14 protein-coding genes are annotated in these 16,536 nt (G+C 46.1%); 8 read left to right on the top strand and 6 right to left on the bottom strand.

The genetic code is table 11. From position 1 onward, the window contains the following. Positions 1 to 32 precede the first annotated feature (32 nt). From LY387_RS06665 to LY387_RS06650, 4 genes are all read right to left on the bottom strand, one after another. On the bottom strand, positions 33 to 1,265 hold the full coding sequence (locus LY387_RS06665) for a carbohydrate ABC transporter permease (protein WP_234495784.1): 1,233 nt from the start codon (positions 1,263 to 1,265) through the stop codon (positions 33 to 35). A 24-nt stretch (positions 1,266 to 1,289) separates the two neighbouring features. Beyond that, positions 1,290 to 2,315, bottom strand: a complete 1,026-nt coding sequence (locus tag LY387_RS06660; protein WP_234495783.1) for a carbohydrate ABC transporter permease — start codon at positions 2,313 to 2,315, stop codon at positions 1,290 to 1,292. A gap of 168 nt (positions 2,316 to 2,483) precedes the next feature. After that, the gene (locus tag LY387_RS06655) at positions 2,484 to 3,698 is read right to left on the bottom strand and encodes an ABC transporter substrate-binding protein (protein WP_234495782.1); all 1,215 of its coding nucleotides are present in this window, start codon (positions 3,696 to 3,698) and stop codon (positions 2,484 to 2,486) included. Between the two features lie 107 nt (positions 3,699 to 3,805). Continuing rightward, positions 3,806 to 4,933, bottom strand: coding sequence for an ABC transporter ATP-binding protein (locus LY387_RS06650; protein WP_234495781.1), 1,128 nt, complete (start codon positions 4,931 to 4,933; stop codon positions 3,806 to 3,808). Positions 4,934 to 5,321: 388 nt separating this feature from the next. On the opposite strand from LY387_RS06650, the gene LY387_RS06645 reads away from it, so the two are divergent. The 8 genes from LY387_RS06645 to LY387_RS06610 all read left to right on the top strand — a co-directional run bounded on the left by LY387_RS06645 (position 5,322) and on the right by LY387_RS06610 (position 14,301). Next, positions 5,322 to 6,338 (top strand): ester cyclase, encoded by a 1,017-nt coding sequence (locus LY387_RS06645; RefSeq protein ID WP_234495780.1) that lies wholly within the window; start codon positions 5,322 to 5,324, stop codon positions 6,336 to 6,338. A gap of 54 nt (positions 6,339 to 6,392) precedes the next feature. Next, positions 6,393 to 7,412: an ester cyclase gene (locus tag LY387_RS06640; RefSeq protein WP_234495779.1), complete on the top strand. Its 1,020-nt coding sequence runs from the start codon at positions 6,393 to 6,395 to the stop codon at positions 7,410 to 7,412. A 21-nt stretch (positions 7,413 to 7,433) separates the two neighbouring features. Further along, positions 7,434 to 8,327: a DMT family transporter gene (locus tag LY387_RS06635; RefSeq protein ID WP_234495778.1), complete on the top strand. Its 894-nt coding sequence runs from the start codon at positions 7,434 to 7,436 to the stop codon at positions 8,325 to 8,327. A 389-nt stretch (positions 8,328 to 8,716) separates the two neighbouring features. Further along, positions 8,717 to 9,691: an ester cyclase gene (locus LY387_RS06630; protein WP_234495777.1), complete on the top strand. Its 975-nt coding sequence runs from the start codon at positions 8,717 to 8,719 to the stop codon at positions 9,689 to 9,691. Between the two features lie 16 nt (positions 9,692 to 9,707). Then, a complete protein-coding gene (locus LY387_RS06625; protein WP_234495776.1) occupies positions 9,708 to 10,703 on the top strand; it encodes an ester cyclase in 996 nt (331 codons plus the stop codon). Continuing rightward, positions 10,696 to 12,441 carry a sodium:solute symporter family transporter gene (locus tag LY387_RS06620; protein WP_234495775.1) on the top strand — a complete coding sequence of 582 codons (1,746 nt, stop codon included), beginning with the start codon at positions 10,696 to 10,698 and terminating at the stop codon, positions 12,439 to 12,441. Before LY387_RS06625 ends, LY387_RS06620 begins: the two co-directional genes overlap by 8 nt. A gap of 341 nt (positions 12,442 to 12,782) precedes the next feature. Next, positions 12,783 to 13,619 (top strand): AraC family transcriptional regulator, encoded by an 837-nt coding sequence (locus LY387_RS06615; RefSeq protein WP_234495774.1) that lies wholly within the window; start codon positions 12,783 to 12,785, stop codon positions 13,617 to 13,619. A gap of 46 nt (positions 13,620 to 13,665) precedes the next feature. Then, entirely contained in the window at positions 13,666 to 14,301 is a 636-nt protein-coding gene (locus LY387_RS06610; RefSeq protein WP_234495773.1) for a LysE family translocator, read from the top strand. Between the two features lie 443 nt (positions 14,302 to 14,744). Here LY387_RS06610 and LY387_RS06605 read toward each other — a convergent pair whose 3' ends face one another. Beyond that, entirely contained in the window at positions 14,745 to 15,467 is a 723-nt protein-coding gene (locus LY387_RS06605) for an alpha/beta fold hydrolase (protein WP_234495772.1), read from the bottom strand. A 10-nt stretch (positions 15,468 to 15,477) separates the two neighbouring features. Continuing rightward, positions 15,478 to 16,473, bottom strand: a complete 996-nt coding sequence (locus LY387_RS06600) for a cupin domain-containing protein (RefSeq protein WP_234495771.1) — start codon at positions 16,471 to 16,473, stop codon at positions 15,478 to 15,480. Between the last annotated feature and the right edge of the window lie 63 nt (positions 16,474 to 16,536).

The following is a 16,536-nucleotide window of genomic DNA, read 5'->3' as shown; positions in this document are numbered from 1 at the left end:
GTAGTTTAAAGATAGTGTTCACTGCCGGCACCCTAGCCTTTCACTGCGCCTTGAGTTAAGCCAGATACTATCTGCTTCTGGAACACGATAACGAGCAAGAAAAGCGGCGCTGTGATTGATACTGCTGCGGCAACGGCTTCCACTTGATCCGTCATGGTCGTTTCGCGATTAAAGTACTGGCTGATAGCTGGCACCATGGTCTGAGACTGAGCGTCCAGTAACAGCGAAGTGACAAGGAAGTCGTTGTAACCCAATAAGAATGAAAACAGCCCTGCGGTGATAATGCCCGGCCAAGCAACCGGTAAAACCGCACGTCGAAACGCCTCAAAGCGAGTACAACCATCCACCATCGCAGCCTCATCTAGATCTTGTGGAATATTTTGGAAAAATGAACGCAACATCCAAATCGTGAAAGGTTGGTTGATAGCAACCAGCACTATAATGATTGCCATCGGTTTGCCATAGAGAGTTGGCGCTGTATCACTAAACAAACCGAACAACCACCCTGTCCAAGCACTTTCCCAAAGTGGCGCTAAGATCTCACTGGAATTAATAAACGCGGGTAAATACCCTGCGACCAGTACTGAGTGTGGCAGCGCACGTAAGATCAGCGCAATAATCAGCAGCCAAAATGCCAGATTTGAGTTCGTTCGAGACAACGCATAGCCAGCCAGGGTACCAATTGATAGCGAGATACATACTACCCCAGCGGTAACAATCATCGAGTTGGTGAACTGATTATAAAATCCGTTATCTATCCACACAGATTGATAGTGTTGCCAAGTAAAACCGATTATTGGCTCCACTAGTCCGCCAATAAACGGAATCGACCCTAGCGCAAATGTCGCCAGGAAACTCACTGTAGGTATAATTACGAATGCACCGCCAGTAAGCGCTAATAAATAGATCCCTACCGCGTAGGAGTAACTGACCCACTGAGGACGAGGCGTGTCACTGCGACTCGACAAGTAGCTCACTAGCTTAGCGCCATATTTCGCCGGCGCCTTAAAAACAATGTAAGCAAAACTTGCCCAAAGCATCACTTGAAATGTCGACAGGCCACCAGCATTCTGCAGGGTTTCAAAACCCATTAACACCTGCAGTGGATTGTTCGCAAACGAATCCATCGGCAGTTTGAACGACATTACCGCGATCCATACCAGCGGAAATGAGGCCACGACCACCCATACTGCCAATAACGCATTTGTGGTTAGCTTAAGGCTAACGGGCTGACGAAACGCGCGTGGTACTTCTGAAATAACCATAAATTTATTCCTCTGATTTCTTGATTAGCTGCGTTTATGATCGCGCCAAGTACGTTGTAGAACGGGGATCAGCAGCACCACAATTCCAATTAGGGTCAACATAGATGAGGCCGAAGCACGTGATATAGAACGGTTGCCCGTGTTGTCTGGAGTGAGCAAATCAAAGGTGAGCCATTGCAATGAAATCACATGAGCTTCACTACTAAAGCCTATGACTTCTTCAAACACCCGATAAGCATCCATGAGGTGCACCATAGAGACAAAGATAATCAAAGGCATTAAATGCGGAATAATCACTGAGCGCGTGCGCTCCCAACGTGACGCGCCATCGACAATAGCGGCATCGAGTGTATCTTGATTAACGGACTGCAAACCGGCATAAAAAATGATAAAAGCGAACGGAGCGACGTGCCAAACCCGATAAAACATCATCAATATCTCAATGGTCCACGATTGAGCAAACATCGAGAATTCATAGCCCAACAAGTGATTTAGGCCAACACTCAAAATGCCATCACTGACAAATAGCCAACGGATGGATAATGCACCGATGACAGGCGTAATGATAAATGGCAACAAAGAGACAAAGATGATCGGACCGCGCAACGATTTCACCGTGTTCTGAACGGCGATGGCTAGTGCGAGCCCTAAACCCAGTACCAGCGGCAAGGTAATAAGGGTAAAGGTTAAGGTAAAGCGCAGTGCTTTGTAGAAGTCGATAGAAAATACATTCGCTAGGCTTCCACCTTCTTCCGTCAACGCTGCGATTACTCGCTCTGGCTGAAGCATCTCTCGATAACTATTTAGACCAACGAACTCCGTAACTTGGATCGGTTTGCCCTCACTATCAAACGTTGGGCGACTGGTCACTTCCGTCGTACAGATTTGTTCCATAAAGCCGGGCGAACACTTTTCTATCTTCACTTCCTCAAAAACAGGTTTAGTGACGTGTAGGCTTTGCCAAAAAACGGTCAATAATGGTGCGGCAATAAAAAACACCATCATAAAAATGGAGGGGGCAATAAATGCCAGAAAGGTACTGCGTCGCATTACTTTCTCCTGAAATATACGTCGTCCTTGAATCGCCTAGCGTCCGGCAGGGCCGGAGTGCATTTTTGTCTTACGCACTTTAAGTTGACGCCGCTAGATCTAGGCGATAAAGAGATAGGCAATGATGGCGTTACCCCTCATTTACCGAGAGGTAACGTTATAAAGGCATTAAAGTAGCCCTGACTCTTTAGCCGTTGCTAGGTATTTAGACTCAATCTCTTGTAAGGTTGCATCAAGAGAAGTGCTACCAATTAGGTAGTTTGACACTGTGTTACCTAAGGCAGCTTGCATCATGCCCATAGGCACCGAAGCGGGATACGCTGGGGTGCCCTTTTGAGCATTCGCGATAGAGCCCGCTGAGTACTTGCTAGGCTCATAGCCTTTGATAAGCCATGTTGCGACTGTGCTGTTTTCGTTTGCCATTTCTGGGGTCAGTGCAGACACAGCAGTACGGAACGCTGCTTCGGCTTCTTCATCGGTAATATTGGCAGCGATAGTCATACCATCCCACCACAAGGTCGCCGCAGGCTTTCCACCGGGAAGTGCTGAAGGAGCTGCTGCAAATGCGATCTTACCTGACACTAAAGACTCGGCTTCATCATCAACAGCGCCAGCACGTGATGCCCATAAATTGGCAATAGCGGCTTTGTTTTGCTGGAGTTTTTTCTGAACTTGAGTTGAGTCTGCGATGAGGTACTCAGGATCCATATATTCCGTGTACGCTTTCATCGTCATCAGTGTTCGCTTACCGGCTTCACTATTCACCATCGGCTGATTAGAGTCATTAAAGAACTGGCCGCCATAGCTGATGTACAAATTGGTAAACTCCATACCCAGATCCCAACCCGTTTTATAGGTTCCTGCCAACGGATATTGCATCACGCCCGCTTCACGTATTTTCTTCGCTGCCTCTAGCACCTCATCATACGTCGTTGGGGTCGCGATATTGAGCTCCTCCAAGATATCTTGTCGATAGATCAGATGCTGAGTGTTAATCATCATCGCGATTGCCATGATTTTTCCATCGACCTTAATCAGCTGATTTGGGGATAAATTCTCACCGTATTTAGCAACCAAGTCATCCAGAGGGCGAACCGTTTTCTCATTCAGCAAAGGCTGAAGCGTTTCATTGGATACGCCTGCGATATGATAGAGCGAAGGCTGAGTCGCAAACGCTGCTGGTTGTTTGATCTTAAATTCGTTATCTAGCTCAGTAGAGACTTTTCCGCATTTTTGCATTTCTCCCGCAATAACTTTCCATGCTTGAAAGCTAGCTGAGAGTGACTTGATCTCCGTTTCATTAGTAAACCCACAGTCAGCATTCGCAGAAGTAGCAAACAAAGTTGAAGTGATGGCGACGGCAGTCAATATACGTTTATACATTGTTAATCCTTTATATTTCTGTACGTTGCATCAATCTAGATAAGTAAAAACTCGGCGTATTGGCGCTAAGAACCACATAAACAAGCCGATACTTATATAGATTGAAATTAAATACGCTGACCTGTTTTCTTATCAAACAAGTGACAATGAGAGACATCCAGTTCAAAACTCACGGGCTGGTCGATATCAATTCTGAAATGTTTATCGGCTTTCGCAGCAAATAGAGCATTACCTGTTTTAACCGTCACCATAGTGGCATCACCCAACAATTCCATGCTGTAAACGGGTGCACTGATAGCAACTTGCGGCTCAAATTCTTGACGCTTTCGGGCCGCTGCCCCCAGTTCGCTGTAGCTTTTGTAGAGAGGTACACTGCTTAACGCTTGATGCTCGGTAACTTGTGCATCTTCTGCGCGATAACCCAATATAACCTCGCCTGTCACTTCAGTGCGTAGCCCGCTAATACGAATATTCTCAGCCTCAAAAACACCGTCATTGATCGTACCTTCAACGAGATTCATTGCCGGAGAGCCAATAAAACTCGCAACAAACACGTTGGCCGGATTGTTGTAGATTTCTGTTGGAGTACCCACTTGTTGAATTTCGCCGCCGTTCATCACAACCACGCGATCAGCCAATGTCATCGCTTCAATTTGATCGTGGGTAACATAGATGGTCGTCACTTTCAGCTCATGCTGGAGGTGCTTGAGCTGAGCTCGCGTTGATACCCTTAACTTGGCATCAAGGTTAGATAACGGTTCATCCATCAAGAAAACTGTGGGTTCACGGACAACAGCGCGAGCAAGTGCCACACGCTGACGCTGTCCACCCGATAGTTCTCGAGGATAGCGATCCAGCAAGTCCCCCAGTTCGACCATTTCCGCGGCGCGTTTGACTCTTTCATCATGAGTCGTTGGATCGACTTTGCGAACCTTGAGTGGGAAGCGGATGTTTTCGTAGATAGTTAGGTTGGGATACAGACCGTAGCTTTGAAACACCATGGCTACATCTCGGTCTTTAGGGTCGAGCTCATTAACGACACGATCCCCAATGTGTATTTCACCACCAGAAGGATCTTCCAAGCCGGCAATCATGCGCATCGTTGTCGTCTTCCCGCAACCAGATGGCCCGAGAAAGACCACAAACTCTTGATCTTGGATATCTAGGTTAACGTCATTTACGCCGTAGACTTTTCCCCACTTTTTGGTCAGGGATTTGAGTTGAATTCTAGCCACACTTCCTCCGAAGTAACATTTACGCAACAAGTTAACCAAAAGTTTTCACACAATGGATACGAATGCAAATTTTTAAATGGCCGTATTGTTAATAATGAGACTTTGAGCAAAAAACACCCAACAGAAAAATACACTCTAATTCGCCGTAATTAACAAATTAAAAAACCAACTTTTAACCAAATAGAGATTTTTTAAGCAACCGGGGTCAATTATACAAAGAACAAAATAAAACATTACCGCACTAAAAAACCTCACAATCGATGAAACAGGTTGTTTACAAAAACCGATTCATTGAGTAAATATTACGCAAACAACAAATGGATAGGTATGCAAAATTCATTACCAATCATGACTACACCTTGATATGTGCACCCTCCCGGAGAACTCTATGTCGCCTTCAACATCAGTTAAACGTGCAAAAAAGCTTGTCGAACACCTTTGGAAGCATCTCGCCGAACCTCAATCAACTTACCAACTACCAGACGAAGCCGTCTTCTCAAACAGCATCGCGTTTTTTGGGCCGCAACCTATTGGTGAACTCTCTGGCATCGAAACGCTTTTTAGTAATGTGTACAAGCCACTCGCAAAAACATTTCCAGTCGTGCATCGCAAGGAGTACCTCTTTTTAGGTGGCGAGTTTGAAGGCGGAACTTGGGTCGTCTCTGCGGGCGAATTTGTCGGTGAAATGCGAGCTCCATATTTAGGTATTCCACCGAGTGAAAAGCCCGTAAAAATGCGCTTTGGCGAATTCTACAAAATAGAAAATGAACAGATTATCGAGATCCGCTGTTTATTCGACATTTTGGGGTTGGCGGCTCAAGCCGGTTTCCCACTCCTTCCTCCCTTCGAAGGTCGTAGCGATGTAGCGCCCGGCCCTGCCCTTGATAATGGGCTCTGTTACAACGACCAAGATCCCAATGAATCACGCAAAACTCTAGAGCTTGTCGAAGATATGCTCGGGGGGTGCAACCGCCTAAAAGGTAGCAAACTCGCGAGCATGGGAATGGCCGATTTTTGGCATGAAGATATGGTATGGCATGGTCCTTGGGGCGTTGGATCTTGCTACGGATTCAGAGAGTTCCAAGAGTTTGCTCAAGGGCCGTCTGTCGCGAGTTTTCCCGGTCGCACCGGCGGCTATCATCAAGCACGAATAGCAGATGGATTAACTTCAGCCTTTACGGGGTGGCCAAGTTTGAAAGGCCACTTTACTGGAAAACCCTTTAGAGGCTTTCAACCGACAAATCGCGCGATAGGCATGAACATTATGGACTTTTACGTTCGCCGCGATGACAAGCTTCATGAGAACTGGGTACTCATAGACCTCATTGAGTTTGGGCAACAGTGTGGTGTCGACCTTCTTGATAGACTTCCTGCCTTGTCTGACACGGCATTAGAAAATGCTTAATCTCGTATAACTTTCTTTTAGACCACTCCCTACAATCCTTAACACGGAGAAAAAATGACAATGTATTCATCAAATAAAGCTCTAATCAACACGCTTAACGACGCGCTTTATAACGGCCAGCCTGAGCAATTTTCTACCCTACTCAATGATACCTTGTCACAGGATGCGAGCGTTCACATGTGTTTCCCTTTTGAAACCTTGCAAGGACCACAAGAATATTACACTAAAGCTTTCGAGCCTCTTTTCAACGCTATTCCAGATCTAGAAAAACGCACTTACATCCTCATGGCCAATGAAGCAAATGGTGACGAATGGGTTGGTGCGGGCGGTTACTACACAGGAACCTTTGAACAGCCTTGGCTTGATATTCCACCCACCGGCAAACAAGTCTCTATGCGTTTTCATGAGTTCTACCGAGTAAAAGACGGCAAAATAGTGGAAGTCCAAGCGCTGTGGGATATTCCAGAACTAATGATTCAAGCTCAGTCATGGCCCTTATCACCGAGCCTCGGTCGCGAATGGCACGTGCCCGCACCAGCCACCCAAGACGGATTGATGTTTGGTAACACAGACCAAAGCCTCACTCAAGAAACCTTCCACGTTGTGAACAACATGCTTCATGGCCTACTGAAACATGCGGAGGGTGGAGCCAAAGCCATGGGTCTTGAATCCTACTGGCACCCACAATGCAGCTGGTATGGTCCGTCAACAATTGGAACAGCACGCGGCATTCAAGGCTTCAGAAAACACCATCAAATCCCTTTTCTAAATGCTATGCCAGACAGAACCACGATTTGGGAAAACGGCGTTCTCTTCGCTGAGAATAATTACGTTGCGTTTACCGCTTGGCCCGGAATGAGTATGACACTATCCGGTGACGGCTGGCTCGGCATCGCACCAAGTGACAAAGAAATCACAATGCGCAGTTTAGACTTTTGGCGTTGTGAGGGACCACTCATCCGCGAGAACTGGGTTTTGGTGGATATCTTAGATGTCTACAATCAGCTAGGGGTTGATGTGTTTGCGCGTATGCGTGAGCTGAACCAATCTCGCTTTGGCCACTACTTTCAATAATGTTCATCTAAGTAGTAAGATATGAATCACTCCGTATTAATAGCGGTAATCGCTGCGGCTGGCGCCGCAGTGTCTATGGGCACTATAGGATTGATGGCTAGACTATCGGAGGTCGACTCAGTGACAGTGACCTTTTATCGGCTAGCTTTTGGTGCACTTTTCCTGTGGCTTTTTTTAGCGCTCACAGGACAAATGAAATCCGCTTTAAGCAAACCGACAAAAACGTCGATTTTAAGTGGTGTTTTCATCGCCGCCTTCATTTTGTTTTACATTGAGGCCATGCAGCACACTACTATTCTCGTCGCTGTCATCACACTCTATGCTGCTCCGCCGGTAGCTTCGCTCATCAGCCATTTTTTTCTCAATGATACATTGAGCCGCTCTGCCCTACTGTCAGTAACGATAGCCATTGCAGGTTTTATTCTGGTGATTCAAGGCTCGGGTGATGAGATAAGCCACGATACAACAGGTTTTCTGTTCTCGCTTGCCTCTATGGCGTGTTATTGCTTATTCATCTTAATCAATAAGTTTGGTAAATCCGCAGCCAGTGAGTGGAGCGACACAGCTTGGCAATTGATCGCGGGTAGCCTAATCCTTTTGCCTTTGGTACTGCTGAGCGACAGTCATATCCAACATTCGGAGCAGTGGTTGTGGATGCTACTCACCGGCTTGGTTCCGGGGTTCCTTGGCTTAACTCTTGCCGTTTATGCGATTAGGCGGCTGAGCTCGGCCTCCTATGCCACCATATCCTATTTGGAACCCGTCACTGCGCTTATTCTCGGGTGGATCGTATTTTCTGAGCACTTGAACGCACAGCAAATGTTCGGTGCAAGCGTGATCATTGTAAACAGCCTATTTGAACTTTACATGTCGAGTAAACGGTTGGTACCAGCAACTAGCCCTGTAGTCCGCTGAGACAACCGCATCATCGCCCAACAAGACTTGCATACGATTGCAATTTCTAATCTAGAGATATTTCATAATTCAACCAAGCTGTTAGCAGGCTCCTGTAGCCTGCTAAAACTGGTATACCTAAAAATCACAATGTGCTTTTTGGCCCCACACTTAAGTCATAGGCAATTGCATTAACGTATTGTTACATCGAGACCTAAGCCTCAGTGGTCATACCTCACAACCAAATCAGCTCATAACACGACCAACCTTTAGATCGCTATCACGCATTTACGTTACAACACAAACAAAGTATTGACATATTTGCAACAAAGTAACATTTTGGATACGTAATCAAAAACGAGAAATAATAACGAAGACCAAAAGACTACCCCACACTAAGGAGGCAACACATGACCATGGCAGGCTTTGATGAGAAGTGGCGCGATTTCCCAGACTACATATTGGGAATCACGCAAGAGATTTGGGAAGACCGAGGGCTAAGCACCCTACACCATTACTACTCACCCGATATTATTGTCCGCACGCCATTGTCTATTGTTAAAGGTAACAAGAATGTTATCGGTGCAACTATGGGAACACTAGCCGAGTTTCCTGACCGACAGCTTTTGGGTGAAGACGTCATTTGGTCCGGCACACCAGAACAAGGCATGCTGTCTTCACATCGAATCATCTCTACCGCAACACATGCAAAAGATGGCGTCTTTGGCAAAGCAACCCACAAGAAATTGAAATTCCGCATCATTGCCGATTGCCATGCCATCAATAACCAAATCAACGACGAATGGATGATTCGCGATATTGGCGCTATTGCCAAACAACTCGGCATGTCCTCTGAACAATACGCTCGCCAGTTGATTGAAGCGGAAGGTGGCGTTGAACATAGTGCCTTCCCGTTCACGCCCGCAATCGATATCGAGGGACCTTATCGAGGTGTCGGCAACGATAATGAATATGGCCAACGTTACGAAGACTTATTGCGCCGCATCATGAGTGCTGAATTCTCGGTCATTCCTAAAGAATATGACCGTGCCTGCATTGGTGAGTATACGGGCGGCCAGACTGCGCTTTCGCACTCTGAAGTTGACCAATTTTGGATGTCTCTGCGTTCATCGTTCCCTAATGCTGAGTTCAAAGTCCATCACCGTATCGGCCTCGATGAGAAGATGATGTCCCCGCGCGCTGCTATACGCTGGTCACTACAAGGCAAGCACGAAGGCTATGGCATGTTTGGCAAGCCTTCTGGGAAAGACGTTTACATTATGGGGATCAGCCATGCTGAGTTCGGCCCTTGGGGTCTGCGCCGAGAGTTTACTCTGCTCGATGAAAGCGCAGTTTGGAAACAAATCTTACTTCAACAAGGCTAATTGATAAGGAAATCCTATGACTCTCAACGTGATTGACAATTTTTATCTGCGCTATTTCAACGCTCACCCAAGCGAACGTACTGCCGTTGTCCAAGAAATGCTGCGTAGCAATGTAAAATGGTGTGTTGCTCATCCGATTAACGATTTGACTGGAATTAACGACACTGAGACAAACTTCCTCCAGCCATTGTTAAACGCTCTACCTGATATTGAGCGACGCTCTCAAATCACCATGCAAGGTGAGCATGAAGGGCGAGTCTGGATTAATTCAACAGGATACTTTGTCGGTACCTTTAGCCAGCCGCTTTTCGGGATCCCAAGTACCGGTAAAACGCTCTACTTGCGTTATTCCGAGATGGTTTGTGTAGAAAACGGGCAAATCTCAGAAAGCTATCTAATCCCTGATTTTATCGATGTCATGAACCAAGTGGGTATCAATCCACTCAGATCGAGTCTTGGGCACGCAGGCCTGGTGCCAGCACCCGCAACACAAGATGGCTTGAGCCGCGTCGAGATACTATCCGCGGAAAGTGATAAGAGCAAACAGTTGGTGCTCGATATGCTCGACTGTTTAGGCGGGTTCGATGGCAAAGATCTGCAATCAATGAAGCTCGAAAACTACTGGCATTCCGACTTTATGTGGTACGGACCTGCAGGCATTGGCACCACTCGTGGTATTGAAGGTTTTAGAAAACACCATCAGGGACCATTTGTATTCTCTTTCCCCGACCGAAGTGTTGATATCAAGCTGAATATTTTGGCCGAAAATGACTACGTATCCACCGGTGGTTGGCCACACATGCACGGCACGCATTCTGGCGACGGTGAATGGCTAGGTTTGCCGGCAACAGGCAAGCACATTGAACTGCGTGTGATGGACTTTTGGCGACGCGAAGGCGACCTATTAAAAGAGAACTGGGTCGGTATCGATATTGCTCACATACTAAAGCAATTGGGCTACGACCTTTTCGCGCAAATGGAACAGCAGTTAGAGGGACAACATTATGTATGAGTTTGGCGCACTAAACTGGACCATTCTAGGTACTTACATTGTACTGACCCTTGTATTGGGCGCTTTTATCGGTAAGCGAGTTACCTCCGCAAAAGATTTTGCTCTGGGTGATAAGACCATACCTTGGTGGGCCATCGGTATTTCAGTGGTATGTACCTATGTCAGTGCTATGTCCTTTCTTGGTGGTCCAGCATGGTCTTACAAAGAAGGCTTATCCGTTATCGCAATCCACCTGAACTATCCGTTAGTGATTTTCTTTATCGTTGCGGTATTCATGCCTTTCTTTTACAACAATGGACTCACCTCAATATACGAGTACCAAGAGCGTCGTTTCGGTAAAGCTTCCCGCATTACCCTGTCGTTCATTTTCCTTATCAAACAAGCGCTCAGCTCAGCGGCCGTACTTTATGCGACAGCCATGATCCTTGAGTTCATCACCGGCATTGATGTGATGTATTGCATCATGATTGTCACCACTATTGCACTCATCTATACCGTCATGGGAGGCATGGCCGCCGTTATTTGGACAGACGTAATTCAAGCACTCATCCTATTCGTTGGTGCCTTCATTATCATTGAAGCGGTTTGGAATGGGATGCCGATGCCAATGACTGAGGTCATGGTGAATCTGAAAGAAAAAGGCATGACCGATGCGCTCAACACCAGTATGAATCTCAGCGAGGTAACGACGGTTTGGGCGGGTGTCATTGCCATGACCATGTTCCACACTACCGTGTATGGTGGTAACCAGATGATGGTTCAACGCTGTATGGCAGCGAAAAGCATGGGCGACGCGAAAAAAGCCATGTTGATGATGGGCTACGTAGCGTTCTTTATCTACTTTGTATTCATTCTGCTGGGTGTATTATTCAACGCCTATTACGATGGTAGAGAGTTTGATAACGGCAATACTATTATCCTGCACTACGCCAGTGAATACGGCTTACCTGGACTTATGGGCATCATTGCTGCGGCGATTCTTGCTGCTAGTATGTCGAGCTTGGATTCCGCGTTTAACTCTATGGCAACCGTATCTGTAGCTGATTTCTATAAGCGCTTCTACAAGCCGAATGAATCAGAAGAGCATTACCTTAAAGCATCACGATTTTTTACTGTGATGTGGGCTGTTCTCATCATTATCCCTGCTTTTATGTTTGCGACGAGTACAGGTTCAGTGCTTGAAGTGCTCAGTAAAGCAGGCTCTTACTTCGTTGGCGCAAGCTTCTGTATGTTCGTCCTTGGCTTCTACTCAAAGCACATCACAGAGAAAGGGCTATTGATTGGTGTAGCAGCAAGCTTCATCGCTATCTGGTACGTAGCGGTTGCAACGGATGTTGCTTGGCCTTGGTATTGTGTCATCGGCGTAGTCGTCAACGCTGTCGTAGCTTACGTCGCGAGCTTAGCGACCACTGGTAAACAAACAACCATGCATCTCTACACCGTTAAAGGCCAACAAGCTGAATACGCTCGACTAAACAAACCGGTTAAAGAGGATGGTTGGTATGTGGTGCCGGGAAAAATTGATGCGCCGTGTTATGGGCTCTTGGTAATGTTCGTGTTCTCACTAGTGCTGCTTTGGGGACTGAATGAGTTCATCGATAACGCACCAATGCTCATTAACTTCATAAGAGGCTGCTCTTTGATTGTCGCCGTGAGTGTGGTGGGCTATGCCATCTACTCCTTTAAGCGAGCTAAGACGACAAAACAAGTAATACAAACGGGTCAAACGCCTCAATAATGAATGCTCGGATTAAATCCGCCTTTTACTGGGCGGATTTAACTTCTTCGACCAACATCTACTTCTCTTTTCTATTAATAGAGCCCGCCCCACCTCGTCTATCTGACAGTTGGCAGGAAAGCTACACGTAGTGGCAAACTATAAAATTGCCACAGATCCCTCAGCAAACATGAATGTTCTCCCCTTGAACACTTTTGCCAACTGCTTTGCTCAACGCGCCTTTGCCCCATTATGTGCTTCACTCTTCCTGAGTCGTGAAGCCAAAGTCGAATTTTTGACTTACTTTATGTAATGTGGAAATCTCGATACCGCAACGTTTAGTGGAAAGGTGATTTGATAGCATGGAGAGTAAAATAAGGGACATCAGTCAGGACTATTGGACGAGTCGACTCACACCTTATCTGACGGTAAGAACAACTCGAAATAGTACTCAAGGTTACAAAGCCCATTACCATCCCGAGCTATCTATTGGAATTATGCTTGCCGGTCAAACATGCTTGTCCCTATACAATTCCAATGTGCTATTAAATGAAGGTGATGTGATTCTTATTGAGCCCAATATGGTTCACGCCTGCAATCCTGTAGACAACACCCCTAGAAGCTACCGCATGCTTTACATAGATAATCAGTGGTGTTGCAACGCACTATCGAGGCTATTTGGTTACGAAGTGAAAAGCTTTAGCGTTGATCATATCTTGTTCTCCGATCAATTGCATGAACTAGGTATTGAAAATTCAGTCTCGATGCTCATTAATCATGAATCACAGCATATCGTCTCATCAATCGAAAGCTCAATACTCGATCTGTTAAGTCGATGCTGTTCACCTAGCATTGGTGATAATAATGATGAACTAGCATACAAAGTGAGAGATTTGCTTCTAAAAGACATTGAAAATGCTCCACAGCTAGAAGCTATCGCTGACCAGCTTGGATATAGCCAAGAAACCCTGATCAGAAAGTTCAAAAGACAATTTGGGATAACTCCTAAATCATTTCTCAGCAACTATAGGGTCGAGAAGGCAAAGGTGCTTCTGAAAGGAGGTATGGAAATTACCGATGTCGCGAATGAACTAGGTTTTTTTGACCAGAGTCAATTACATCGGACCTTTGTATCCTACACAGCGTCAACTCCGGGGCAATATCAATTGATTAGGTCAATTTTCGACAATAATGATTAAACTGAGTACTACATAGTAGTCGGGTGTTTTAAATGGATGCCCAAATATGTCGTACTCTACTTTTTTCCCAGTTGCATTTCCTGCACTGGCTATTGCTCATTTTCTAGCGTTATTAAGTCCTGGCCAAGATTTCTTCTTAATCGTTGCTCACTCCATTCGCCACAGGCTACAAGGGAGCCGCTTCATTTGCTTAGGAGTTGCTCTGGGGAACGCGCTCTATATAGGAGTAGCGATATTTGGTTGGACAATAATTCGTGATAATCAGGCTATTTATCTGGTCGTTGAAGTAGTCGGAGGGTTATGGTTACTGTGGTTAGGCTCTGCTTTGCTACGAAGTAAAAAACGAAATACTGATTTAGATTTCGAACAGTTAGAAGTACCGTCGCTCCTAAAACAATTAGCTCTAGGTTTCAACTCGGCGATACTCAATCCAAAGAACGCCCTTTTCTATATGAGCTTGATGACAGTGATCCTGGGTAATGAGGTTACGCTTACGCAACAAGTGTCATGCGGAGTGTGGATGTTTTTCGCGGTTTTAGTTTGGGATTTATTTGTCGCATCTATGATCGCGCAACCAAGGGTCCAAAGACCCTTATCGAATTATATTCACGTGGTCGAAAGAGCTGCTGGGTTAGTACTCTTCTTCTTTGGGCTTTCGTTGTTTGTTGGCTACTTGCGTTAGAAGTGTCCAGCTTCGAGCTAGCTAGCCCGGCTAGCTCAGATTTGCCCAATTCGGTGCTTCAAACCATAGTAAAAATCACCGTCATCCCCTTGAAAAAGGGGATCTCATTCAGCGCGTTGAAAAGTTGAATTACGTGACTTAGTCGAATACTTTCAGTCACCTACACTCTGTAGGAGATCCTCACTTTCGTGAGGATGACGGCTGTATGGGGTATGTTAAAAATGAATGGATGTAAAACATTTATGTCCAAAAGTAAGTTAGAAGCCACGGTAGAATCAGAAAGCTACTAACAGCGCCTCTTTGAACCTTTGGGGCGCGCTTTGAGTAGATTCCGAATCAGGTGCGGAATGACGATAAATTGAGAGGTGTACTAGCAATGTCCTAAAACCACTGATATCAACAGTGGTTTTAGATTGAGTAGAGCAACTCGTTCAATTGAACAATCAAGCAAATAATAGTGCATTCAAAGCCAACCAGTGACTAACATGCTTCGCCACCCTACTCGGCCTCTCCATCGTAGACAAGTGACCACAATTAGGAATAACGTGCAAAGTCACATCCGGAATATGCTCGGCCATTAACAGGTGATTGTTAATTGGGCAGAGCAAATCTTCCTTTCCGGTGACCACTAACGTGGGAACAGAAATGTCACTCAGCAATGGCCTTGCGTCTGGTCGAGTCGCTAACGCTTTTGCGTGAGCTTTAAAAGCCGTTAGACCAACATTCAACGCCATTTGCTCGATACGATTGGTTAACTCTTCTTTTTTCAGTCGGCTTGGGTGAATCAAGACCGGCATTAAGACTTCCGGCGTAATGTGAGAAAACTCACCATTCTCTGCTCGCTCAACCAGAGCATCACGTTTGTCAGTGACCTCCTGCTTTTCATCCGCCGCGTTTGTGTCCATTAGGATCAAACCTTTTATTCTATGGGGTGCGAGCCTGTACAACTCAAAAGCAAGTATTCCCCCCATAGAGAGTCCGCCAAGTATGAACTCATCCGGCGCTCGTGCTAGGACATCCTCAGCGAGCTTCGTCATTGAAGGCAATGGCGCAAGTTTGATCGTAGAAGGCGCTACCCAATCGGGTAGCGCCTTATTTACGTCTTCAAACAGCGCATCATCACACAGTAATCCAGGCAGCCAGATTAGTGGCAACGGTTGCGTCATCTTAGACTCCTTACAGTTTTGTTGGCTTGTCTGAACCGAGAATACAGTAGGTGAGGCTGTTTCCACGCTGGTTGGTCAAGGAGTAAGAAGCCCCTTCCGGAACACTAAATACGTCACCTCGAGTGAGTGTCACGCTTGCCTGCTCGCCTTTGTGTGTCAGCACTACCTCGGTATCGCCATCAAAATTGATCAGTACTTGTTTCTCTGGACGGCTATGCTGAGGTATCGAACCACCTTCACTAAGCTCGTAAGCCATAATGCTGACTTCATCCTCACTTTTTACTTGGAAGTCGTAATCAGCAAGCGGGTGTCCAGTTAATGCATATTGCTTAACGTTATGGGTGTCAAAGTCCCCCCCTGTCGGAACGTAATCTTTACGAAGCGCGACAAAAGGCATCATCTCTTGGGCCGTGTAGCTATCAAACGTTGCTAGTTCTTCATCAGTGAGTAGTGGCATTAGCTCTGACTCATGAGGTACTTGGTCACCGTCAATGGTATCTACCAAGGTGCCATCCGCTTTCAAATACAGACCGTGTCCTTGGCTATCTTTGATGACGTTTGGATGCCAGATAACACCGCCGCCCGAATCATCACCTCCCAACACGGAGAACATAAAGCCATAATCTCGACCTACAACCTCAAAGCCGCGGAACAAATTGGTTGGTATTGAGATGACGTCACCATGAGATAAAACCGCTTCATGTTCGCCGTCGTTACCCCAATAGAACCTAAACTGACCTCGAAATACGACGAACAGCTCTGCGGTACGATGTGAGTGCAATGAGTTTTTAATTCCCGGTGGTTGACCAGCAGCACCAATATTAAAGCCAGCGGTTTCACGAATATGAACATGCTGACGGCTGCTTTCCGCTACACCCGCGCCAATGATGCAGAAGTTATCTTTTAAGTCGCTACCCGGTGTACGTGCATCAATAAATGCGCTCGTACCCGGTATTAACTCCATATATCGAACTAAATTGTCATTAATTTTATTTTGTAGAGACATGGTAATTGTCCTTATGTTCTGTCCAAGCGGCCTAGCCAAATACTGATTGTCAGCGAGCCTTTT

It is taken from the genome of Vibrio maritimus (genome assembly GCF_021441885.1).
GTDB classification, from domain to species: Bacteria; Pseudomonadota; Gammaproteobacteria; order Enterobacterales; family Vibrionaceae; genus Vibrio; species Vibrio maritimus_B.
This window is presented reverse-complemented; position numbering and strand designations above follow the sequence as displayed.